We start from the raw sequence: 21,120 nt of genomic DNA, 5'->3' as shown, positions 1-21,120 counted from the left end.
CCGGCAGATCCGGCAGCATCGGGCGCGTTCAGCGCCAGCCCCGGATCATGCCGTCCGGCCCGGGCTGACGCGCGACCGCAAGCCTCGCCGCATGCAGCACCGAGCGGGCCTGGCCGATCGCCCGGTCGAGCTGATCGTTGACCAGCACGTGATCGAACTCGTCGTAGTGCGAGATCTCGTCGCGCGCCTGCTGCATGCGCCGGGCGATCTCGTCCTCGCTGTCGGATTCGCGCCCGCGCAGCCGCTGTTCGAGGATGTCGAGCGAGGGCGGCAGGATGAACAGCCCGACCACATCTCCGGGCATCGCCGCGCGCATCTGCCGGTGCCCCTGCCAGTCGATGTCGAACACCATGTCGCGCCCCGAGGCCAGCACCGCCTCCACCGGCGCGCGCGGCGTGCCATAGCCGCGGCCGAACACCTCCGCCCATTCCAGCAGCTCGCCGCCGGCGGCCATGGCGTCGAACTCGGCCTTGCTGCGGAAATGATAATGCACGCCATCGGCCTCGCCCGGACGGGGGGCGCGCGTCGTCACACTCACCGAATGCTGGAGCTCGGGCTCGCTGGCGCGCAGCGCGTTGGCGATCGTGCTCTTGCCCGCACCGGAGGGCGCTGCGATCACCAGCAGGACGCCGCGCCGTCCGTGGCCGGCCGGCGGAAGCTGGCGGTGCACGCCCGGGCGATCGCGGCCCGCCACAGTCATCCCCACCCCTCTCCCGCCCTGGGTCTGCCCGTCACGGTCGCCCCGCGCTAGACTCGACACCCTCGCCAGTGGAGAACACACATGCCACGGATCGATCGCAACGGCCACCTCCCGGGTGCCGGGCCGGTGAGCGCCCTCATCACCGGCGCCTCGAGCGGGCTCGGCGCCGCCCTCGCCGAAGCGCTCGCCCGGCCGGGTGCAACCCTGCATCTGGGCGGGCGCGACACCGCACGTCTCGACACCGTTGCCGCGACCTGCCGCCGGCTCGGCGCCGAGGTTCACGCGCACGCGATCGAGCTCATCGATCGCGACGCGACCGCCAGCTGGATCACGCAGGCCGGCCGGATCGACCTGGTGATCGCCAATGCCGGCATCTCCGGCGGCGTCGGCCGTGACGGCATCGAGCCGGCAGCCCAGACCCGCGCCATCTTCGACACCAATCTCGCCGGTGCGCTCAACACCATCCTCCCCGCCCTCGAGCTGATGCGTGCGCAGGCGCCCGGACCCGGCGGGCTACGCGGCAGCATCGCCGCCATCGCCTCGATCTCCGCCTTCCTGCCGGCACCGGTCGCGCCAAGCTATGCGGCGAGCAAGGCGGCGCTTGATTCCTGGGTGGTGGCGCAGGCCGGCGCCTGGGCACGGCAGGGCGTGCGGCTGTGCTCGGTCTGCCCGGGCTTCATCCGCAGCCCGATGACGGCGCGCAACCGCTTCCCGATGCCGGGGCTGATGGACGCCGACCGCGCCGCCCGTCTGGTGCTGGCTGGCCTCGCCTCGGACCGGCGACGGGTGGTGTTTCCGCGCTGGCTGGCCGCGGCGGGACGGGCGGTGGATCTGCTGCCGCCGCAGTGGCAGGAACGGGTGACGAGGAAGGGAAGCAAGTAATAAATCTTCTTTTTCTGAAGAAAAAGAAGCAAGAAGACTTTTATCCGTTTGATACCGACGCGTCAGCATTCCACGATGTTCACCGGCACTTTCACCCCGACATTCACCGCCAGCCCGGCCAGCGACGTCTCCTTGTAGCGGCTGCCCATATCCTCGCCGGTCTGGCGCATGGTCTCGATCACCGCATCGAGCGACACCACGTGCTGCCCATCGCCGCGCAGCGCCAGCCAGGCGGCGTTGATCGCCTTGATCGCACCCATCGTGTTGCGCTCGATGCACGGGATCTGCACCAGGCCGCCGATCGGGTCGCAGGTCAGGCCGAGATTGTGTTCCATGCCGATCTCGGCGGCGTTCTCGACCTGCGCATTGCTGCCGCCCAGCACTGCACACAGCGCGCCAGCCGCCATCGAGCACGCCACCCCCACCTCGGCCTGACAGCCCAGATGTGCGGCCGAGACCGAGGCGCGCAGCTTGTAGAGCATGCCGATCGCCGAGGCGGTAAGCAGAAAGCGATGCACGCCGGCGCGATCCGCACCCGGCGTGGTGCGCTCGTAGAACCGCAGCACCGCCGGCAGCACGCCGGCCGCGCCGTTGGTCGGCGCGGTCACCACCCGCCCGCCCGCGGCATTCTCCTCGTTGACCGCCAGCGCCCACAGGCTGACCCATTCCATCATGTGGCGGGCGGCGAGTGCGGGATCGCCGCTCTCGGCGACCAGCGCCGCCTCGAGACTGGGGGCGCGGCGGCGGACCGACAGGCCTCCCGGCAGTTCACCGCCCGTGCGACAGCCGCGATCAATACAGGCCGACATCGCCGCATGCACCGAATCGAGAAACGCCCCGGTCTCGGCAGGATCACGCCGGGCGGCCTCGTTGGCCGCCACCAACGCGGCGATGTCGAGCCCGGCCGCGCCGGCCTGCGCCAGCAACTCGCCTGCGGTCTCGAACGGATACGGGACGGCAACATTGGCGCCGTCCGCAGCGCCGGCATCGGCGGCGCGGATCTCGCCACCTCCCACCGAATACCAGGTTTGCGTGCAACCCGCGCCGTCATCGAAGACGGCGGCGAAGCGCATCGTGTTGGCATGGCCGGGATCGAAATCGGGCGCGAAGACCACGTCGCGCGCCGGCTCGAAATCCACCCCGATCCGTCCGCCCAGCGCCATGCGCCGGGTCTGCGCCAGCCCGTCCAGCAGGGCGCCGATCGCGTCGGGGTCGATCGCGTCGGGCATCCAGCCCATCAGCCCGAGCTGCACGGCACGGTCGGTGGCGTGGCCGCGCCCGGTCAGCGACAGCGAGCCATGCAGCGTGCAGGTCACCCGCACGACCGCACGACCGGCAGCCTCGGCGATGGCAAAGGCCGCGAAGGCACAGGCGGCCCGCATCGGCCCGACCGTATGCGAGCTCGATGGGCCGATGCCGATGGAGAACAGGTCGGTGACGCTCAGCACCTGCGCATCGTCCTACGCGGAGCGGCCGCGGCGCAACCGTCCCGGTCCGGCCTCAGTGCGGGTGACGGCGGTGATGCGGGTGCGGCGGCGCGCGGGTGACGGGCGGGGCCACCCCTTTCTGGAACGGCGGCAGCGCCGGCGCGGCCCCCGGCGGCACCGCATCCGCACCATCGGAGCCCAGCAGCCCCTGCGACGGAATCGGCACCTCGGCACCCCCCGATTTCGCCGCCATCACCGCGCGATAGCGCGCAACATTGGCCTCATGCTCCGGCAGCGTGTCGGCGAAGGCGTGGCCGCCGGTGCCGGTGGCGACGAAATACAGTGCCGGACCGGGGGCGGGATGCGCCGTCGCGGTCAGCGCAGCAAGACCGGGGCTGCAGATCGGCCCGGGCGGCAGGCCGGCGACCAGATAGGTGTTGTAGGGGCTGTCGGTCGCCAGATCCGCCCGGCTCAGCGTCGCCAGCGGCCGCGTGCCATGCGTGATGCCATAAGCGACGGTGGGATCGGACTGCAGGCGCATGGATTGACGCAGCCGGTTGAGGAACACCCCGGCGACGCGCGCACGCTCCTCGCCCACCCCGGTCTCGCGCTCGACGATGCTGGCGAGTGTGAGCAGCGCCTGCGCGTCCGACAAACCCAGCGACGGGTCGCGGCTGGTCCAGACCTCGCTGAGCGTCTTCGTCATCGCCGCCTGCATCCGCGCCAGCAGAGCCGCGCGCGTGCTGCCGCGCTCATAGGCATAGGTCTGCGGCAGCACGCTGCCCTCGGCGGGCGGCGTCAGCGATCCCGCCAGCAGCGGATCGTTGTCGAGCAGGGCGGCGATCTGGGCGGCGGTGAAGCCTTCCGGTATCGTCAACTCGTGTTGCACGGGCTTGGCGTGGCGCAGGATTTCGAGCACCTGGCGCAGCGAGGCATGGGCGGGAAAGGCCAGCTCGGCCGCGTGCAGCTGCCCCTGCCCCCAGGTGCCGAGCACCGTGGCACGAAACAGCAGCCGGCTCCTGATGACGCCCTGCTGCGCCAGCACCCCGGCAACCGCCGCGCTGCCGCCATGCGGCACCACCACCTGCGCCGGCGCGTTCAGCGGACCCGGCGCGTCGTACTGCCGCGCGCCGTACCACAGCACGGTAGCGCTCGCGGTCGCGAACAGGAGGGTCACGACCAGCAGCACCGCAATTCGCCGGGACAGTTTCATACGCGACCGTAAACCATGGGGGTGGGTGTATCTGGATTGGTCAGATGGCGCGCGTCTGCCAGCCTCGCAGCGGCGCGACCTTCAGGGTCGTGAGCAGCGAGACGCGGCAGACACGTGTCGGATGGCCGTTCCAGGCGCAGCCACCTGCAGGGTTTCAGAACCGGCGAACGATGAGCGACGCGTTGGTGCCGCCGAAGCCGAAGCTGTTGGACAGCGCAACATCGATCGGGCGATCCTGGGCGGTGTGCGCCACCCGGTCGATGATGCTGTCGCGCGCCGGGTTGTCGAGATTGAGCGTCGGCGGGGCCACATTGTCGCGGATCGCCAGGATGGAGAAGATCGCCTCCACCGCGCCGGCCGCCCCCAGCAGATGTCCGATCGCCGACTTGGTCGACGACATCGCCAGACCCTTCGCATCGTCGCCGAACAGACGTTCGACGGCCTCAAGCTCGAGATCGTCGGCCATGGTCGAGGTGCCGTGGGCATTGACATAGCGGATGTCGGCAGGTGTGACCCCGGCACTGCGCAGGGCCGATCTCATGGCGCGATAGGCACCTTCATGGCCATCGGCAGGGGCGGTGATGTGATGCGCATCGCCCGACATGCCGTAGCCGATCACCTCGCCATAGATCTTCGCACCGCGCGCCTTCGCATGCCCGAGTTCCTCGAGCACCACCACGCCGGCGCCCTCACCCATCACGAACCCGTCGCGATCGCGGTCCCAGGGGCGCGAGGCGCGCTGCGGGGTGGCATTGAATTCGGTCGACAGCGCGCGGGCCGCATTGAAGCCGGCGATGCCGAGCTCGCACACCGCCCCTTCCGCACCTCCGGCCACCATCACCTCGGCATCGCCGAGCTGGATCAGCCGGGCGGCATCGCCGATCGCGTGCACGCCGGTAGCACAGGCGGTGACCGCGGAATGGTTCGGCCCCTTAAAGCCATATCGGATCGAGACATGCCCGGAAGCGAGGTTGATCAGCGCGGCCGGAATGAAGAACGGCGACAGCCGGCGCGCATTGCCGTTGGCGACCGTGAGCGAGGCGTCGGCAATGCGCGACAGCCCGCCGATGCCCGAACCGATCATCACGCCGGTCTGCCAGCGATCCTCGTCGGTCTGCGGCACCCAGCCGGAATCCTCCACCGCCTCGGCCGCAGCGACCAAAGCGAGATGGATGAACCGGTCCATCTTCTTCTGTTCCTTGGGCGGGACCCAGTCATCGAGGGTCAGCCCACCCTCAGCCGTCGGACCGTCCGGCACCTGTCCCGCGACATGCGTGGGCAGGTTGCGCGGGTCGAAGGCGGTGATCGGCCCGATGCCGCTCTCGCCGCCGACCAGCCGCTTCCAGACGTGCTCGACGCCGATTCCGAGCGGCGAGGCGATGCCCATGCCGGTGACCACCACGCGCCGCCCGTCGAAGCGGCCGGGGTGCATGCCCATGGGAGTGTAGCTGTTCATCGTCTCGTCCGCCCGCGACTGGTACCGGAAAGCCCTGGGCCGCTCAGGCGGCCTTCTGCTTCTCGATGTAGTCGATCGCGTCCTTCACGGTGCTGATCTTCTCGGCGGCATCCTCCGGGATCTCGACGCCGAAGGCTTCCTCGAAGGCCATCACCAGCTCGACGGTGTCGAGGCTGTCGGCGCCCAGATCGTCGATGAACGAGGCTTCCGGGGTGACCTTGCTTTCCTCGACGCCGAGGTGCTCCACGACGATCTTCTTAACCTTGTCGGCGATCTCGCTCATCTGATCTGCTTCCTGTCTGCCGTGTCTGCCGGCGTTTCGAACTCTGATACCCGTCCTGGCCGGTTGAGAGGCGCAGGCTGGACCCAAACAACGGTCCTTCACGAAGTGGCGGGCGCTTAGCACGGTTCCCGCAACGCCGCCAAGGTGATCGCAGCGCACCCTACAAGAGTGCGGCCTTGTTGCAACGGGCCTCAAATCATCGCCATGCCGCCATTGACGTGCAGCGTCACCCCCGTGACCCACGCCGCCTCGTCCGAGGCGAGATAGACCACAGCCGCAGCGACATCCTCCGGCGCGCCGATCCGGCCGAGCGGAATGGATTTCGTCAGCGCTTCCTTCTGCGCGTCGGGCAGCACGTCGGTCATCGCCGTGGTGATGAAGCCGGGGGCCACCACATTGACGGTGATGCCGCGCGAGCCGACCTCCTGGCCGAGCGACTTGCTCATCCCGATCAGCCCGGCCTTGGCCGCGGAATAATTCGCCTGACCGGCATTGCCGGTGACCCCCACCACCGAGGCGATCGACACGATCCGCCCCGACCGCCGCCGCAGCATGCCCTTGAGCACCGAGCGCGACAGACGGAACGGCGCTGCCAGATCGACCTCCAGCACGCGCGCCCAGTCCTCGTCCTTCATCCGCAGCGCAAGGCCGTCACGGGTCAGCCCGGCATTGTTGACCAGGATGTCGATCGGGCCGGCCGCCGACTCGGCGGCGGCCACCAGCGCATCGGGGGCGGCCGGGTCGGACAGGTCGGCCGGGCAGACATGGGCGCGCTCGCCAAGCGTCGCGGCCAGTGCGTCCAGCGCATCGCGGCGGGTGCCGGACAGCACCACGGCGGCGCCCTGCGCGTGCAGGGCGGTGGCGATGGCGGCACCGATGCCGCCGGAGGCGCCGGTGACGAGGGCGACCTTGCCGGTCAGATCGAACATGGACGTTTCCTTTCCCGGGGCGCTGCCCCGGACCCCGCCAGGAGGCTCGGCCTCCTGGACCTGCGGTTTTTAAAGAGCCTTAAGGAGGGATTCGATTTCGGTGGGGGTGCCGGCAGCCAGCGCCTGTGCGTCGGGCAGCACGCGGCGCACCAGGCCGGAGAGAACCTTGCCCGAGCCGAGCTCGACGAAGCTGTCGACGCCGATCGCACCGGCCGCCAGCAGGCTCTCACGCCAGCGCACCGCTCCGGTCACCTGTCGCACCAGCAGATCGGCGATCTCTCCGGGCTCCTGCACGCGCTGCGCCGTCACGTTGGCGATCAGCGGCACCTTCGGTGCGACCGGCGGGCTCGAGTCCAGCGCCGCCTCCATCGCCTCGGCGGCCGGCGCCATCAGCGCGCAATGAAACGGTGCGGAGACGGGCAGCAGCACGGCGCGCTTGACGCCGCGGGCCTTGGCGATCGCGATCGCCCGTTCCACCGCGCCACGCAGACCGGAAATCACCACCTGCCCGCCGCCATTGTCGTTGGCGACCGACACCAGCTCGCTGCCACCACCCGCCTCGTCCGGCACCTTCGCCGCCTCGGCGCAGATCTCGCCGGCCGCCTCGAGCTCCACCCCGAGCAGGGCCGCCATCGCGCCGATCCCGGGTGCGACCGCCGCCTGCATCGCCTCGCCGCGGACCCGCAGCAGACGCGCCGCCTGCGCGATGCCGAACGCGCCTGCCGCCGCCAGCGCCGAATACTCGCCCAGCGAGTGCCCGGCGACCAGAACGGCACGATCGGCGAGCCGGAAGCCGCCCTCCGCCTCCAGCACCCGCAGGCTCGCCAGCGACACCGCCATCAGCGCCGGCTGCGCATTGGCGGTCAGCGTCAATGCCTCGGCATCCTCGCCCCACATCACCCGGGTCAGGCGTTCGCCGAGCGCGTCATCGACTTCCTCGAACACCTCGCGCGCCGCCGCGAACGCTTCGGCAAGGTCGCGGCCCATGCCGAGCGCCTGGCTACCCTGGCCGGGAAAGATGAAAGCATGCACCGGCATGGTTCGCGCGGCCTCCGATCGGAAAACGCGGTGCATGAGCCTCGCGGGCGGCGATTGTCAACCGCCCGGCCGAAGCCATCTGTCGAACCAGCCGCGCAGCGCGTCGGGGGCGGCTCTGGCCGAGGCAGCGAGGGCCACGTACCCGTCCGGGCGGATCAGGAACACGCATCCCCTGCCGCCCAGCACGTGGCGATAGGCGTCCTCCTCGCCGCTCGCGGCGGCCAGGGCGACGACCCGCAGGGCCACCCCGCCCAACGCAGACGCCAGCGCCGGGTCGATCGTCGCGTCGTCGCCATCCTGTGCGACCAGCAGCGTGAACCCGCTCGGGTCGAGCAGCGGCAGCAGCCGCGAGACCGCACCCCCGGCGCCCGGCACGCGCACGGTCAGCTCCGGCACCCGATCCCCGGCGGAGACGCTGCCCTTGGCGCCGTGGTTCTCCGACAGCGCGCTGTGCCCGTAGCCATATTCGATCTGCGCCATGTGATTGGCGGTGTTGGACTGCACCGCCCGCAACCCGCCGATCAGCGGCGCGACATGGTCGATAATCATGCGTCCGACCGGCGCCTCGGTGCCGATCAGCGAGGTGATGGTTTCCGTCTTGCCCAGCACGCCGCGGATCACCGGCAGCCGCTCGGCACCGTAGCTGTCGAGCAGGCCCACCGACGCCTGTCCCCGCTCGACGAGGGCCAGCTTCCAGCACAGATTGATCATGTCCTGCATGCCGGTGTTCATTCCCTGCGCACCGGCCGGGGCGTGGATATGGGCCGCGTCGCCGCCGACGAACATCCGCCCGACGGCCAGGCGATCGACCATGCGGCTGTTGATGCGGAACCAGCTCGACCAACTCATGTCGTGGAATCGCGCCGGGATCGCCGAACGTTGGTCGTAGATCTGCTGGATCTCGGCCAGATCCGGCGCGCCCTCGTGCCCACCATCACCATCATCGCGCTTGGGTGGATTGTCGGCGATCAGCCGGAAATGCCCCGGCGCGAGCGGAAACAGCGCCATGAACCCTTCTGCCGAGCCAAAGATGTGGAAATCGGTCGCCGCGAGGTCGCCATCGACGCGCACATCGCCGAGCATGTAGTGGCGCGGGTTGGTCTCGCCTGCGAAACTCATCCCCAGCGTGGTCCGCACCAGGCTGTGCGCACCTTCGCCGCTGATCAGCCATGGCGCATGCGCCAGCTCCAGCGTGCCGTCGGGCCTCTCCAGCGTCGCGGTGACCTTGTCGGCGTCGTGCGAGAGCGAATCCTGAGCGATGCCGACCAGCCGCGTGCGCCACTCGATCGCCACGCCCGCGGCCGCGACCGCCTCGCGCAGGATGCGTTCGGTCTCCGCCTGCGAGAGGTTCATCAGATAGGCATAGCGACTGCGCACGGTTGAGAAATCGATCCGCACCAGACGCTTGCCGTCGCCATAGATGCTGCCGAACCCGGCCGGATTGCCCAGACGCAGGATCTCGTCGACCAGTCCGCGCTGCTCGAGCAGTTCCATCGTTCGCGCCTGGATGCCGAGCGCGCGCGAAGTGGTGGCCGGCCCCTCGGCCTGGTCGACCAGCCGCACGGGCACGCCGAACCGGCTCAGTTCGAGGGCCGCCGTCAGCCCGGTCGGACCGGCACCGACGATCAGGATCGGATCACTCACAGGCCATCGCCTCCGCTCGATGTGATGGGGCCGCCTGTGTAACTGGCCGCCAGCGGAGCGTTCTTTCGTGATCTCGCAGGATTTCACGTTTCCGGGGGGGGGATGATCGCGCTAGACTTGGTCGATCCGGGGCTGACCTACCGCCGCCTGGCGGGGTGCCGTACGCCTCAGCCGGTCTGTAACGACGCCGACGCCTTCCTCTTCGCCCTGCCCCTGCGCGGCGGGCAGGTGCGGCTGGAGGGCGAGTGCGGCGCGATCTTCGATGGCGAGGTCGGGCCGGGCACGGTGCGGATCGTCCAGCCCGGCGAGACCGCCGCGCTCAGCACGCCGGGCGGATTCGACGAGATGCTGCTGTCGGTCCCCGGTCCGCTGCTGCGCGACCATGCCACCCGTCACGGCATGGAGGTCGCCTCAGGGCGCTGTCCGGATCTGCGACCGCTGCTGGCGGGCCAGGACGCGATCCGCCGACTGCTACCACTGCTTAAACTGGCGCATGGAGTGGGTCCGGCGCGGCGTCAGGCGCTGATCGATGGGCTGTCAGCAACGATCATGGCGCTGATGCTGGATGGGGAGCTACATGCGGCTCCCGCCGGCAGGGGCCTGGACGCGGAGGCATTCGCGTCGGTCGCCCGCTTCGCCGAGCAACGGTTGGGCCGCGGGATCGACCTCGACGAATGGGCCTGCTTCGCCGGGCTGCCGGTGGACGAATTCTCCCGCCGCTTCGCCCGTTACACCGGCCTGGCCCCCTATGCCTGGTTCATGGACCGACGCATCGACCGCGCGAAGGAGCTGATGCTCGGCTCCGGCAGGACCCTTGTCGACATTGCCCTCGAGACCGGCTTCTGCAGCCAGAGCCATTTCACGGAAGCGTTCCGCCGCCGCACCGGCGTGGCACCCGGACGCTGGCGAAAGGCGCACCGGGTCATTGCGTGATGATGGCGATCTCGAACGAGGCGGGGGCCGGCCAAGGCGGCCCCGTCAGATGCGCGCGCCCTCGATGAGCGGCTTCTGCAACACGATCAGCACCTGCGGCAGGCGCACCGGGTTGTCCATATAGGTCACCAGCCGGAACAGCCGGCTCCAGTGCTTCACCACATAACCGCGCGGGATGATCGCCTCGCCGTAATGCGATTGCGGGTGCGGGGCGGCGACCGAGGCGGCATGCAGGAACTCGCCCGCCTCGAAGCGCGAGTTCGCACCCGCCTCGTCGGTGAAGCTGTCGGCGCAGGCCTCGTGCCAGCCATGTTCAAGCTTGATGCCCGACGCGCGCTTCACCCTCTGCTCGGCGCAGAAGCCGATGAAGCGGCGGCTCTGCGTGGTCAGGAATACCAGGCCGCCGGGCTTGAGCAGGCGCCAGAACTCCTCCACCCAGCGGGTGGCGAGATATTCGTCGAGATGGCTGAACACCGACCACGACACCACATAATCGAGGCTCGCCTCCTTCAGGATCAGCCCCGGCGCCTGGCCGCAGGCGAGGAAGGACAGCGCCGGGTTGCAGCGCCGCGCCTCCATCAGGAAGCGCGAGGTGGAGTCCGCGCCGTAGAGATTGCCCGGCTCGATGTCCTTCATGAACAGCCGCAGCACCCGCCCCCAGCCGCAGCCGAAATCCAGCAGCGTGCGATGCGGTGCGACCGGATGGCCGGCATACTGCGCGTAGGCCTTCACCTCACGGAAGAACGAGTGCGCCTCATGCAGCGACACCTCGTTGGCATGGCCATGCAGGGCGCGCTGGAAACTCTCCTCGGGAAAGCCCGGCATCTCGACGCCGTCGATCTGCGGCGTGCGCAGGGACGTGACGAGAATGTCGAGCCAACTTTCGTCGCTGCGGTCGCGGAATTTCTGATGCAGCGCCTCGGCGCCGGCAGAGATGAACATGCGCGTGGTCTCGACTGCGACAGGGTCATTCTGCCCGATCCTTGACAAAACGCAAGAACGTCGCCGCCCGGCATGGGCCGGGCAACGAGCGGGGAAAGCATGCGCGGCCGTCTGCTGAGGACGGCGGTCTACCGCGCCGCCGCCAGGAAAAGCACGCGCCGCATCGATCCCGATGGCGGTCCTGCCGCGACTCGCCATCGACCTGTGGGGGGCGGCGCCTGCTGGGCACACCGGCAGATCTCTGGCACGCACAACCCCAAATTGTATCTGTTCAATACCGTAACGAGGTATTAGGGTCGCGCCATGCGCCATTTTGTTACATTCCTCCTGTCCATCGTCCTGCTGGCACACGTCGCGCGCGCGCAGCCCAATGTCGTCGCGCTGACCGCGGAAACGCCGATCACCGGCTTCAACCGCCTGACCGTCAGTGTCACGCTGTGTGCGCCCGGCGGCGCACGTTGCGCGACCATCGACCACATCATGGTCGACACCGGCTCCGTCGGCCTGCGTCTGCAGCCCGGCACGGTCCCGCCCGGACTGGGCCTGCCGCTGGCCCGTGAGGGCGACGGTCGGGCGATGGCGGAATGTCTGCACTTCACCGGCAATGCCGCCTGGGGCGGGCTCTACCGCGCCGATGTCCGTCTCGGCGGCATGGAAGCGCGCGACATCCCGGTTCAGCTCGTCGGCGACGAGTTGAAGCGGCCCGAGAGCTGCCCGGCCGGTGCGCATCCGACCTCCAACGGCACGCTCGGCATCGGCATGCGCTCCACCGATTGCGACGGCAGTTGCATCCAGAGTGCCACGCACCCGCGCTACTTCGTCTGCACGCCGTCCGGCTGCGCGGCGGCCGCGGGTTCGGTGCCGGACTCGCTGCGCCTGCCCAACCCGGTGCGTCGCTTTGCCAGCAATTCGAACGGGGTTGTGTTCGACATGCCGATGCCGGCGCGGCGCGGCGTGCCGTCGGTGCGGGGGCGGCTGATCTTCGGCGTCGGCACCTCGTCCGACAACACGCCGGGCGCCGCGCAGCCGATCAGGCTGGGGCCCGATCTGCGGTTCCGCACCCTCTATGGCGGTGTCGAGCACGCCGACAGCTATTTCGACAGCGGCACGCAATACATGATCGTGCCGGACCCCGCCCTGCCGCATTGCGAAGACAGCCGCTACGCGGTGTGCCAGAGCCCGACGCGCCGGCTCGGCGCCACCCTGATCGGCGCGGATGGCGCTCGCCTCGATCTGCCCTTCCTGGCCGGCACCTACCCGGCGGCGTCGGAGCGCGGCGTGTTCGCCAGCGCCGTCCAGACCGCCGCGCCCGGCCACGAGGACCTGTTCGTGTGGGGATTTCCGTTCTTCCTCGGGCGCCGCGTCTACCTCGTCTATCGCGATGCGACCGTCCCCGGCCGCCCGGACCTCGACGGCCCGCTCTATGCGATCGCCTCGCCGTGACGATCGACCCGCCGCGACTTCATTTTTCGCGATCCGCAGACCGACTGTAAGCCCGCTGTAAGCCTGCCGCGCCATCATGCAGCGACGCCGACGGACACACCGCAGCGGCGAGCATGGGGGTCAGACGGATGACGACATTCTCCTTGGGTCTCGGCCCGCTATGGACGGCATGCTGCAACGGCGCGCGGGCTGCGGCCTCGTTCGCGGGCCCACTGGTCTCGGCGATGCTGGAGGCCTCCGGAGCGGCGGGGATGCTGCAATGCCTGCTTCAGGGCGGCTGTCTCGCGGCCGGGTTCGTCCAGCAGGCAATGCTCGCGGCCCAGCCGCGGCCGCCGCACGGCCACTGAATCCCACCCTTCCGACCAGACCGCTTCCTCGCCGGAGTGTCGTCATGCATCTCGTCCGAACCGCCCTCTTCGCCGCCGGCCTCGCCGGTGCGCCCACGGCCGTCGCCGCAGCCGAGGCACCAACCCTGATCAGCCATGTCGCACCCTTTCCAGCCGTGCCGGGGGACGCGGCGGCCGATGCACGCATCCGGACGGCCTTCGATCACGCCAGCCGCAACCTGCAATCGGCGATCACCGCCTGCGCGCAGCAGGCCGGCACCGAAGGCGGCAAGGCCAGCTGGACCCGCACGATCGCCGTCACGATGTCCGGACCGACCTTCTTCTCGGTGCTCGCCCAGGACGACAGCTTCTGCGGGGGCGCCTACCCGGATTCCGAAACCTCGGCGTATGTCTACGATCTCGCCACGGGGTCGCCGGTGAATTGGCAGCGGCTGCTGCCGCCGCGTTTCGCGGCGACCGGCGAGATCGTGCAGGGCCTCGGCGGCAGCAGGCTGGGCCTCGTTCACTCGGCATTCATGATGTCTCTGTATCGTTCCCTGTATCCGGCCCGGCTGCCGGACATCGACCCCGCCAACCGGCAGGATTGCCTCGACTCCGTCGAGGATGGCTTCACCGTCTGGCCCGATGCGTCACGACACGCCCTGATGATCCAGCCCACCGCGCAGGACCATGCGACGGCGGCCTGCGCGGTCCCGGTGGCGGTGCCGGTGGCCACACTGCGCGAGATCGGCCGGACCGACGCCAGGCTGCTCGACGCCCTGCAGGCCGACCACTGAACTCAACGGGCGCCGCAATTCGCACGCCGACAAGGACGAAGGCCGTTCCGATGCGCCTACTGATGGTCGAAGACAACACCGAACTCTCGGAGCTGCTCGCGCAGCAGCTTCGCAAGGCCGGCTTCGAGGTGGACGTCGTCGAGACACGCGAGGACGCCACCGCCGTGGTGCTCACGCGCGATTATGCGCTGGTGATTCTCGATCTCGGACTGCCGGACGGCTGTGGCCTCGACGTGCTGAGGCGTCTGCGCCATGCGCAGCGTGCCGTGCCGGTGCTGGTGCTGACGGCCCGGGCCGCGGTCGCGGACCGGGTCCGCGGACTGGAGTTGGGTGCGGACGATTATCTCGCCAAGCCGTTCGCCTTCGAGGAGCTGCGCGCCCGCATCGATGCGATCCTGCGGCGGCCCGGCGGCCTGCTCGCGCGCCAGCTCTCGCTCGCCAATCTCAGCTTCGATCCCGCGACGCGGCAGGCCACCATCGACGGCGGCGTGCAGATCCTGCCGCAGCGCGAGGCGCAGTTGCTCGAGCTGCTGCTGCGCCGCCCGGACCATGTCGTGCTCAAGGCGACGGCCGAGGCGCAGATGTTCGGGCTCGATGACGAGTTCGGCTCCAATGCCATCGAGGTCTATGTCCACCGTCTGCGCAAGCGCCTCGAACAGGGCGCCGCGCGAGTGAGCATCCAGACCGTGCGCGGCGTCGGCTATCTGATCTGCGGGGTGGCATCATGATCGGCTTCCTCCGCGCACGGACGTCGCGCCGCAGAAGCCTGCAGGCGCGGATGTTGACCACGCACGCCATCGCGATGGTGGTGGCCGTCGCGCTGACCGCCGCGGCGATCGACGTGCTGCTGGACCTGCGCTCCCGGCTCGTCGAACATGCGACGCTGCAGACCCAGGCACAGAGCATCATCGGCGGCCTGAGCGACCGTGACGGTCACCTCGTCGTCGATTACGCCGAGACCTCGCTATCGCGGGACGGCCACAACGCGTTCAGCTTCATCATCCGCGATACGGCAGGCGCGATACGGCTCGCAAGCGCGGATGCAGCGACACAGGCGCTCTCGGCGCTGCCGCGGACCCCGCGGGCGAACTATGCCCGGCTGCAGCCAGCGTCGCTGCTGCTGTCGACACTGACGCGGCCGTTCGCGCTCGACGGACAGCGCCTGTGGGTCTCGGTGGCCTGGAATCTGTCCGATCCGGCGACGATCTTCGACGACATCCTGCAGCGTTTCGCGGGCTACAGCGCGCTGGTGGCGATCGGGCTGCTGACGGCGGTGCTGAGTGTCGACCTGTTGGTGATGCGCGCCACGCTGCGTCCGACGGCGCGGCTGGCTGAGGATGTCCGGCTGGCGCGGCAGGACGAGACGGCGTTTCGTGCGCGGCTCGAGGCGCTGCCGGACGAGATCCGGCCGCTGGCGCAAGCCTATCACGACGCGGTGGCCGCGCTGCGTTTGGCCTATGACCTTCAGCGGGATTTCACCGCCGACGCGGCGCACGAACTGCGCACGCCGCTGGCCGTGCTCCGGCTGCGCGTCGAGACGCTGCCGCAGACGGCCGAGCAGGCGCGAATTCTCGCCGATATCGACGTCATGACGCGCATCGTCGCGCAGCTGCTTCAGCTCTCGGCGCTCGAACAGACACAGTTCGATCCCGGAGCCCGGACGAATCTGGCCGAGGCGTGCGAGCAGGTGGTGGCAACCCTCGCGCCGGACGCGCTGCGCAGGCAGCAGCATCTCGGCCTTTCGATCCTCGGCGACGCGGGGCTCACGGCGGCCATCCCGAAGGACGATCTGTTCGCGATCCTGCGCAACCTGGTCGAGAACGCCATCCGGCACACCGGGCCGGGAACGAGCATCGACGTCGTCGTCGAGCCCGACGGGACGCTGGGCGTCACTGATGACGGGCCGGGCATTCCACCGGCCTCCCAACCCAGGATCTTTGAACGCTTCTGGCGACAGGACCGCACGAGCAGTCATGGTGCCGGGCTCGGACTGGCGATCGTGCAGCGGCTGGTTCAGCGCCACGGGGGAACGATCGTGCTGCAAACCGACACGATCAAGGGCTGCAGGTTCGACGTGCGCCTGCCTCGCAGCGACGACGGCTGAGCGGACGGAGCCGCTGTCAAAATCCGCTTTGAATTTCACGTCTTTTTAACTGTGACGCTGCAATCCTGAATTGCTGGTCTGAAGCCGCAACAATGTGCGGGCTCCCGGGAGAGAATAATGACTGAACGAAACTTCAATGTGGCACTCGGCGCATGGACGGATGCGACCAGCTGGGGGCCGGCCGGCACTCCATCGGCGGGGGACGTGCTGCATCTCGCCGGGGGCGAGGCGATCCTGGCGGGGAGTGACCTTGCCGGGGGTGTGCTGGATTCCGAGACGCTCGATCTGGGCTCCACCGATGCGGACCGGCCGGCCGTGCTGCAGGCGACGGATGTCGTGTTCGGCAGCGGTTTCGTCCAGCAGATAACCGCCGGTGCCCTGGCCGCCGAGCTCGACCTCGTCGGCAATGTCACGCTGGGCGGGGATTTCGAGGAAAACGCCACGAATGGCTTCCTGCACGTCCATCTGTCGCCGGATGCCGCAGGCAGTTCCCTGACCACGCTGACCGGCCAGTTCGAAGTCAGCAATGGCGCGCATGTCACCATCGACGGCGGCCGGCTCAAGGATCTCGGCACGATCGCCGTCGACGGCGGCACGTTGCTGATCGGCGCCGACACGTTGCTGAGCGGGCCGGCGACGATCGTGATCTCGCAAGGCGGCACACTGGTCCTCAACGGCCCGGTCGCCAAGAACCTCACCATCGCGTTCGCCGACGGTACCGGGCAGCTGGTGCTCGGCGACAGCCAGACCTTCGCCGCCTCGGTCACCGGGTTCCAGGCGGGAGATTCGATCACCTTCGCCCAGACGCTGGCCACCACGATCAAGCAGACCGGGCTCGACCAGGGCGTTGTGCGCGTGCTGACCGGGGCGGATTCCGACACCGACGGCGCGGTTCTCGCCACCTTCGCGCTGAGCGGCGTCGACACGTTGCACAGCACCAATCTCGCGTTGGTACGCGACGGCATCGGCAACACCAGCCTCGTCTATGCCGATCAGTTCGACTGGGCCGGCGGGACTGCGGATTGGTACGCCCCCGGTCAATGGCACTCCAGCGGCGTCGGTGGAATACCGGACATCGGCGACACCGCCATCATCTCGAGCGGCACGGCCACGCTCGACGGGCCGGGTCCCAACATGCTCGACAACCAGACCGTCATTCTCAGCGGCTCGGGCGGTCTTGATATCCGCGACGGCCAGCTCGGCGCCGGCCTGACCATCAAGAGCTGGACGGCAGCCTCCGGGTCAGGGCCCGATCTCGTGCTCAGGGGCCAGACGGGTTTCAACGGCGCGTTGCTCGCCCATGCCCAGCACAGTACGCTCGCCATCGATGTCGAGCCCGACACCGACAGTAGCGCTGGCCGCCTCACCCTGAACAGTGATTCGACCGTCATCGTCGAGAGCGGCGCCAGTCTCGAGCTCACCGCCGGCGAGACGACCGCCAACACACGGATCGGCGTCGACGGCACACTCATCGTCGATGCCGGCGCAATCCTCGACGGCAGCGGCACGGTCGCACTGCTCAACGGCCAGCTGATTGCCCGGGGCACCGTCGGCGACCAGCTCCATATCGACATGTCCGCCAAGTCGGATGTCAGCAACACCGTCCGCATCGACGACATCGCGAAATTCCATGCCACCATCGACGGATTCGGCACCGACGATGCGATCGATGTCGGCGTCACGGCCGCGCGCTCGACGTTCAACACCCAGACCGGGCAGCTCACGCTCGAGAACGCCGATGGCAGTGTCATCGGCAGCCTGCATTTCTCCGGCGCCTATGCCGCGCGCGATTTCCATCTTGCATCGGACGGCCAGGGCGGCACGCGCATCACCGACGTCGATACCGCGAGCGGCATCAACGTCGTCAATGTCAGCGGTCTGGCACGGCCGGTCGTGCTGGCAGCACAGCAGAGCGAGACGCTGCAGCAGATCCTGATCGACCAGTTCGGCGCTGAGGCCCTGCAGGGGGTAACGCAGGTCGTGGTCCGCTCGGCCGCCATGCAGGACCAGACCTGGGCATCCTACTGGGACCTCGCCCATCCGACGGTCGCGAGCTGGTCGATCAACGGGCAGGCCATCCCGGCCGACACCTACCGCACCATCGCCGCGTCCGACTGGGCCAGCACGACGCTCACCGCAGGCTCGGCAATCGATGCGACAGCGAGTGTACTGCTCCCGTCGTCGGCCCAGGGTTCGACCGTCACCGGCTACACGAGCTATGCGATCAGCACCGTTGATCCTCGCTTCGTGCAGACCAGCACCCCGCCGACCGCGGCCACGATCGTCGCCGCGGCGAACGCGATCAGTTCGATCTACCAGGGCGTCCCCAATCTCGAGGACTGCTATCATATCGCTGCCCAGGTCGCGGCGGCCGCCGGCGCGCCGTTCGGCGGCGCGATGAGCTCCTCCAACCCGGATAATGACAACGCCAGTGGCTTCTGGCGCATCGCCTACGCCGCACCTCAGGACGGCACCGCAACCGACGGCTGGGGGTCGTTGCTCGAAGCCGGCGATATCGTTCGCGTCGGCTGGCAATCGGGCGGCGAGCACTCCTTCACCATCATCCAGCCCGAGCGCAACGGCATGATAACGGTGCTCGACAACGGCTATCAGCCCAGCTACCTGTCGGCCGACGACGAGAACGAGATCGGCATCCATACCGCCAATTACTGGCAGTATGCCAATCCGGCCAATGTCATCGTCTTCCGCGTCGACCCGAACGGAATGTTCCTCATCGAAGGCAATTCCGTCGATGGCGAGATCCTGCGCGGCGACGCCCATGACGACCTGTTCATCCCCGGCGAAGATACGACCACGATCCGCATGGGTACCGGCAGCAATCTCGTCGCGGATGTCGGCGCCCATCTCGACGGGACGACCATCACCGGCTTTGGTGACGGCGACGCCATCGACGTCACCGACCTCGCAGCCGCCGGAGCGCACGTGTCCTACGATCCGGTCAGCGGCACGCTGCGCATCGGCGGCGCGGGACAGACGCTGACCCTGCATCTGGCCGCCGGGCTGACGGGAGCGTTCTCCGTCGGCGCCGACGGCGGCCGCGCGGCGCTGGACGGCGGCACACTCGGCACGATCTATGACGTTCTGTACTCCGACAACGATAGCCAGGGCACCCGCGTCTCGTTCGCGGCCAGCGTCCCGACGGCGCCGCGAATCGACCTGGCCACCGCTCCGGCCCGCACGATCGATCCCGCCGCCCTGCGCGTGAGCGGCAGTGGCGATCCGGGAACCACGATCACCCTCATCACCGGCGGGACGAAGCTGGCGAGCACGACGGTCGGCAGCGACGCGCGCTGGTCGCTCGCGCTGCCCACCGCCCTGGCCTCGGGGCAGACCAGCCTCGCGGTCACGGAGACCAACGGGGCCGGTGCGACGTCGGCGGCAGCCACGCTGCTTGTCGTCAACAGCGGCAGCGAGATCACGCTGGGCCTGACGGGTGCCGACGCCAACGCGCTCACCGCGCGCTATTCCGCCGCCGGAATCCTCGAGGGTTACACACGAAAGACCGTCAGCGCCGATGGCGGCTGGACCATCGACCAATACGATGCGAACGCGGTCGCGGTGCAGCACACCGGCTTCTCGGCCGACGGGCGCCAGATCTGGTCGCAGGCCGCCTCGATCAGGACCCTGTACGGTCACGACCTGGCCGGCACCACGACCCTGGTCGCCTCGGGGGATGTCAGCACGACAGGATCGATCGGGGCCGTGACCGACGGCCTCACCGGCGCGAGCCTGACGACGCTCGCCCAGAGCCATGCGAGCGTCACCACCCTCTCGGGCGACAACACGATCATCGCCAATGGCAGCGACACCGTCATCCTCGGTGGCGGTCTCGACACGGTCGACATCACCACCGGCAACAGTTCGGTCTCGAGCGCGGACGGCGCGATGCAGTTCTCCGGGACGGGGTCCGCGACCCTGCAACGCTCGGCCGGCTCGGCCACGGTTCATGTGACCGGGGGCGACGGACAGTTCGTCGCACGCAGCGGCAACAACGTCTTCGACGGCGCCTCTGACCTGTCGGGCCACTGGACCGTCGCGACCGGGACGGGTGACGACGTCATCACCGCTGCGGGCGGCGGTTCAGTGATCTCCCCGGGCGCCGGCCGCAATGTGGTCACACTCGGCGCCGGCCACGACGAGGTCTATCTCAGCGGCAGCGGTGATCTCGTCGCGGGGGGCAGCGGATCGGCGACCATCGTCAATATCGGCACACAGGCCGATCTGTTCGGCGGCCAGGGCATGACCACGCTCTATGATGGCGGATCGTCGACCACCTATGTCGGCCAGGATGGCGCCAGCGCCGACATCATGGCCGGAGCGGATGGTACCTACTGGCTGAGCGGGCGATCAACCGTAACGGCGGGCGCCGGCCGCGACACCATCTCGGCGGTGAATGCCGACGTCACCGTCAATGGCGGCACCGGCGAGTTGGCCCTGCTGGAGACCGGCGCAGACAAGATCACCTTCATCAGCGGCAACGGCACCAGCCAGATCAATGCCGGTGTCTCGGGAACCGCGGCGATCTTCGGCAACCCGGGCTCCGTCATCGCCTATGCCGGCGCTGCCGCCGGCACTCAGATCACGGCCGGTGCAGGCAGCGAGACGATCTCGGCAGCCTCGGCAACCGGTGCGGTAACATTCTATACCGGTTCAGGCAGCGCCAGCCTGGTCGGGGGCGCAGGCAACGACGCGTTCGTGATCGGCTCCGGGTCGGCGACCGTCTCGGGAGGGGCGGGATCGAACACCTTCATCTTCGAGCAGGCTCGTACCGGCGGCACTGCCAGCACCATCACCATTACCGATTTCGGCACCTCGGCGGGCAACCGGGTCGCGCTGCTCGGCTATGGCGGCCAGGCGTTGCAGACCGCGCTGGCCGGCCAGACGCATGCCAACGGCAGCACCACCCTCACGCTCGCCGACAGCACCAAGGTCGTTTTCGCGAATGTCGACACGTTGAACTCAACGAGTTTCCTGGGCTGACG

Annotated in this window: 17 protein-coding genes; 8 read left to right on the top strand and 9 right to left on the bottom strand. The window is 69.0% G+C overall.

What is annotated here, in order from left to right:
• Positions 1–28 precede the first annotated feature (28 nt).
• Positions 29–700 (bottom strand): guanylate kinase, encoded by a 672-nt coding sequence (gene gmk, locus FHR90_RS01180; RefSeq protein WP_176625778.1) that lies wholly within the window; start codon positions 698–700, stop codon positions 29–31.
• A gap of 81 nt (positions 701–781) precedes the next feature.
• Between gmk and FHR90_RS01175 the strand changes: the two genes are divergently transcribed.
• A complete protein-coding gene (locus tag FHR90_RS01175; protein WP_183274611.1) occupies positions 782–1,582 on the top strand; it encodes an SDR family NAD(P)-dependent oxidoreductase in 801 nt (266 codons plus the stop codon).
• 62 nt (positions 1,583–1,644) lie between these two features.
• Here the strand turns inward: FHR90_RS01175 and FHR90_RS01170 are convergent, their stop codons facing one another.
• From FHR90_RS01170 to FHR90_RS01140, 7 genes are all read right to left on the bottom strand, one after another.
• Complete coding sequence (locus FHR90_RS01170; RefSeq protein ID WP_266152615.1) at positions 1,645–3,030, bottom strand: L-serine ammonia-lyase; 1,386 nt, start codon at positions 3,028–3,030, stop codon at positions 1,645–1,647.
• Between the two features lie 52 nt (positions 3,031–3,082).
• Positions 3,083–4,186 carry an endolytic transglycosylase MltG gene (mltG, locus tag FHR90_RS01165; RefSeq protein WP_266152616.1) on the bottom strand — a complete coding sequence of 368 codons (1,104 nt, stop codon included), beginning with the start codon at positions 4,184–4,186 and terminating at the stop codon, positions 3,083–3,085.
• 190 nt (positions 4,187–4,376) lie between these two features.
• The gene (gene fabF, locus FHR90_RS01160; protein ID WP_176625079.1) at positions 4,377–5,660 is read right to left on the bottom strand and encodes a beta-ketoacyl-ACP synthase II; all 1,284 of its coding nucleotides are present in this window, start codon (positions 5,658–5,660) and stop codon (positions 4,377–4,379) included.
• A gap of 61 nt (positions 5,661–5,721) precedes the next feature.
• Positions 5,722–5,961, bottom strand: a complete 240-nt coding sequence (locus FHR90_RS01155; RefSeq protein ID WP_138325421.1) for an acyl carrier protein — start codon at positions 5,959–5,961, stop codon at positions 5,722–5,724.
• A 191-nt stretch (positions 5,962–6,152) separates the two neighbouring features.
• Entirely contained in the window at positions 6,153–6,890 is a 738-nt protein-coding gene (fabG, locus tag FHR90_RS01150; RefSeq protein ID WP_183274610.1) for a 3-oxoacyl-[acyl-carrier-protein] reductase, read from the bottom strand.
• A gap of 69 nt (positions 6,891–6,959) precedes the next feature.
• Positions 6,960–7,928: an ACP S-malonyltransferase gene (gene fabD, locus FHR90_RS01145; protein ID WP_183274609.1), complete on the bottom strand. Its 969-nt coding sequence runs from the start codon at positions 7,926–7,928 to the stop codon at positions 6,960–6,962.
• A 57-nt stretch (positions 7,929–7,985) separates the two neighbouring features.
• Positions 7,986–9,572, bottom strand: coding sequence for an FAD-dependent oxidoreductase (locus tag FHR90_RS01140; protein WP_183274608.1), 1,587 nt, complete (start codon positions 9,570–9,572; stop codon positions 7,986–7,988).
• Positions 9,573–9,674: 102 nt separating this feature from the next.
• Here FHR90_RS01140 and FHR90_RS01135 point away from each other — a divergent pair, with 102 nt between their 5' ends.
• Positions 9,675–10,505, top strand: coding sequence for a helix-turn-helix domain-containing protein (locus FHR90_RS01135; RefSeq protein ID WP_176622042.1), 831 nt, complete (start codon positions 9,675–9,677; stop codon positions 10,503–10,505).
• 45 nt (positions 10,506–10,550) lie between these two features.
• On the opposite strand, the gene FHR90_RS01130 is transcribed toward FHR90_RS01135, so the two are convergent.
• Positions 10,551–11,447: a class I SAM-dependent methyltransferase gene (locus FHR90_RS01130; RefSeq protein ID WP_176622041.1), complete on the bottom strand. Its 897-nt coding sequence runs from the start codon at positions 11,445–11,447 to the stop codon at positions 10,551–10,553.
• A gap of 303 nt (positions 11,448–11,750) precedes the next feature.
• Between FHR90_RS01130 and FHR90_RS01125 the strand changes: the two genes are divergently transcribed.
• The 6 genes from FHR90_RS01125 to FHR90_RS01100 all read left to right on the top strand — a co-directional run bounded on the left by FHR90_RS01125 (position 11,751) and on the right by FHR90_RS01100 (position 21,118).
• Positions 11,751–12,890 (top strand): DUF3443 family protein, encoded by a 1,140-nt coding sequence (locus FHR90_RS01125; protein ID WP_176622040.1) that lies wholly within the window; start codon positions 11,751–11,753, stop codon positions 12,888–12,890.
• A 128-nt stretch (positions 12,891–13,018) separates the two neighbouring features.
• Positions 13,019–13,237 (top strand): hypothetical protein, encoded by a 219-nt coding sequence (locus FHR90_RS01120; RefSeq protein WP_176622039.1) that lies wholly within the window; start codon positions 13,019–13,021, stop codon positions 13,235–13,237.
• A gap of 44 nt (positions 13,238–13,281) precedes the next feature.
• A complete protein-coding gene (locus tag FHR90_RS01115; protein WP_176622038.1) occupies positions 13,282–14,013 on the top strand; it encodes a hypothetical protein in 732 nt (243 codons plus the stop codon).
• Between the two features lie 62 nt (positions 14,014–14,075).
• Entirely contained in the window at positions 14,076–14,741 is a 666-nt protein-coding gene (locus tag FHR90_RS01110; protein WP_246329940.1) for a response regulator transcription factor, read from the top strand.
• A complete protein-coding gene (locus tag FHR90_RS01105) occupies positions 14,738–16,117 on the top strand; it encodes a sensor histidine kinase (protein ID WP_176622036.1) in 1,380 nt (459 codons plus the stop codon). Before FHR90_RS01110 ends, FHR90_RS01105 begins: the two co-directional genes overlap by 4 nt.
• Positions 16,118–16,234: 117 nt before the next feature.
• Positions 16,235–21,118 (top strand): beta strand repeat-containing protein, encoded by a 4,884-nt coding sequence (locus FHR90_RS01100; protein WP_176622035.1) that lies wholly within the window; start codon positions 16,235–16,237, stop codon positions 21,116–21,118.
• Positions 21,119–21,120 lie beyond the last annotated feature (2 nt).

Source organism: Endobacter medicaginis (genome assembly GCF_014192375.1).
Classification (GTDB): domain Bacteria; phylum Pseudomonadota; class Alphaproteobacteria; order Acetobacterales; family Acetobacteraceae; genus Endobacter; species Endobacter medicaginis.
This window is presented reverse-complemented; position numbering and strand designations above follow the sequence as displayed.

Coding starts and splice junctions, on each gene's coding strand:
- FHR90_RS01155 (WP_138325421.1), bottom strand. CDS start 5,961: ATGAGCGAGATCGCCGACAAGGTTAAGAAGATCGTCGTGGAGCACCTC.
- FHR90_RS01130 (WP_176622041.1), bottom strand. CDS start 11,447: ATGTTCATCTCTGCCGGCGCCGAGGCGCTGCATCAGAAATTCCGCGAC.
- FHR90_RS01135 (WP_176622042.1), top strand. CDS start 9,675: ATGATCGCGCTAGACTTGGTCGATCCGGGGCTGACCTACCGCCGCCTG.
- FHR90_RS01100 (WP_176622035.1), top strand. CDS start 16,235: ATGACTGAACGAAACTTCAATGTGGCACTCGGCGCATGGACGGATGCG.
- FHR90_RS01110 (WP_246329940.1), top strand. CDS start 14,076: ATGGTCGAAGACAACACCGAACTCTCGGAGCTGCTCGCGCAGCAGCTT.
- FHR90_RS01125 (WP_176622040.1), top strand. CDS start 11,751: ATGCGCCATTTTGTTACATTCCTCCTGTCCATCGTCCTGCTGGCACAC.
- fabF (WP_176625079.1), bottom strand. CDS start 5,660: ATGGGCATGCACCCCGGCCGCTTCGACGGGCGGCGCGTGGTGGTCACC.
- FHR90_RS01120 (WP_176622039.1), top strand. CDS start 13,019: ATGACGACATTCTCCTTGGGTCTCGGCCCGCTATGGACGGCATGCTGC.
- FHR90_RS01105 (WP_176622036.1), top strand. CDS start 14,738: ATGATCGGCTTCCTCCGCGCACGGACGTCGCGCCGCAGAAGCCTGCAG.
- gmk (WP_176625778.1), bottom strand. CDS start 700: ATGACTGTGGCGGGCCGCGATCGCCCGGGCGTGCACCGCCAGCTTCCG.
- FHR90_RS01115 (WP_176622038.1), top strand. CDS start 13,282: ATGCATCTCGTCCGAACCGCCCTCTTCGCCGCCGGCCTCGCCGGTGCG.
- fabG (WP_183274610.1), bottom strand. CDS start 6,890: ATGTTCGATCTGACCGGCAAGGTCGCCCTCGTCACCGGCGCCTCCGGC.
- FHR90_RS01175 (WP_183274611.1), top strand. CDS start 782: ATGCCACGGATCGATCGCAACGGCCACCTCCCGGGTGCCGGGCCGGTG.
- fabD (WP_183274609.1), bottom strand. CDS start 7,928: ATGCCGGTGCATGCTTTCATCTTTCCCGGCCAGGGTAGCCAGGCGCTC.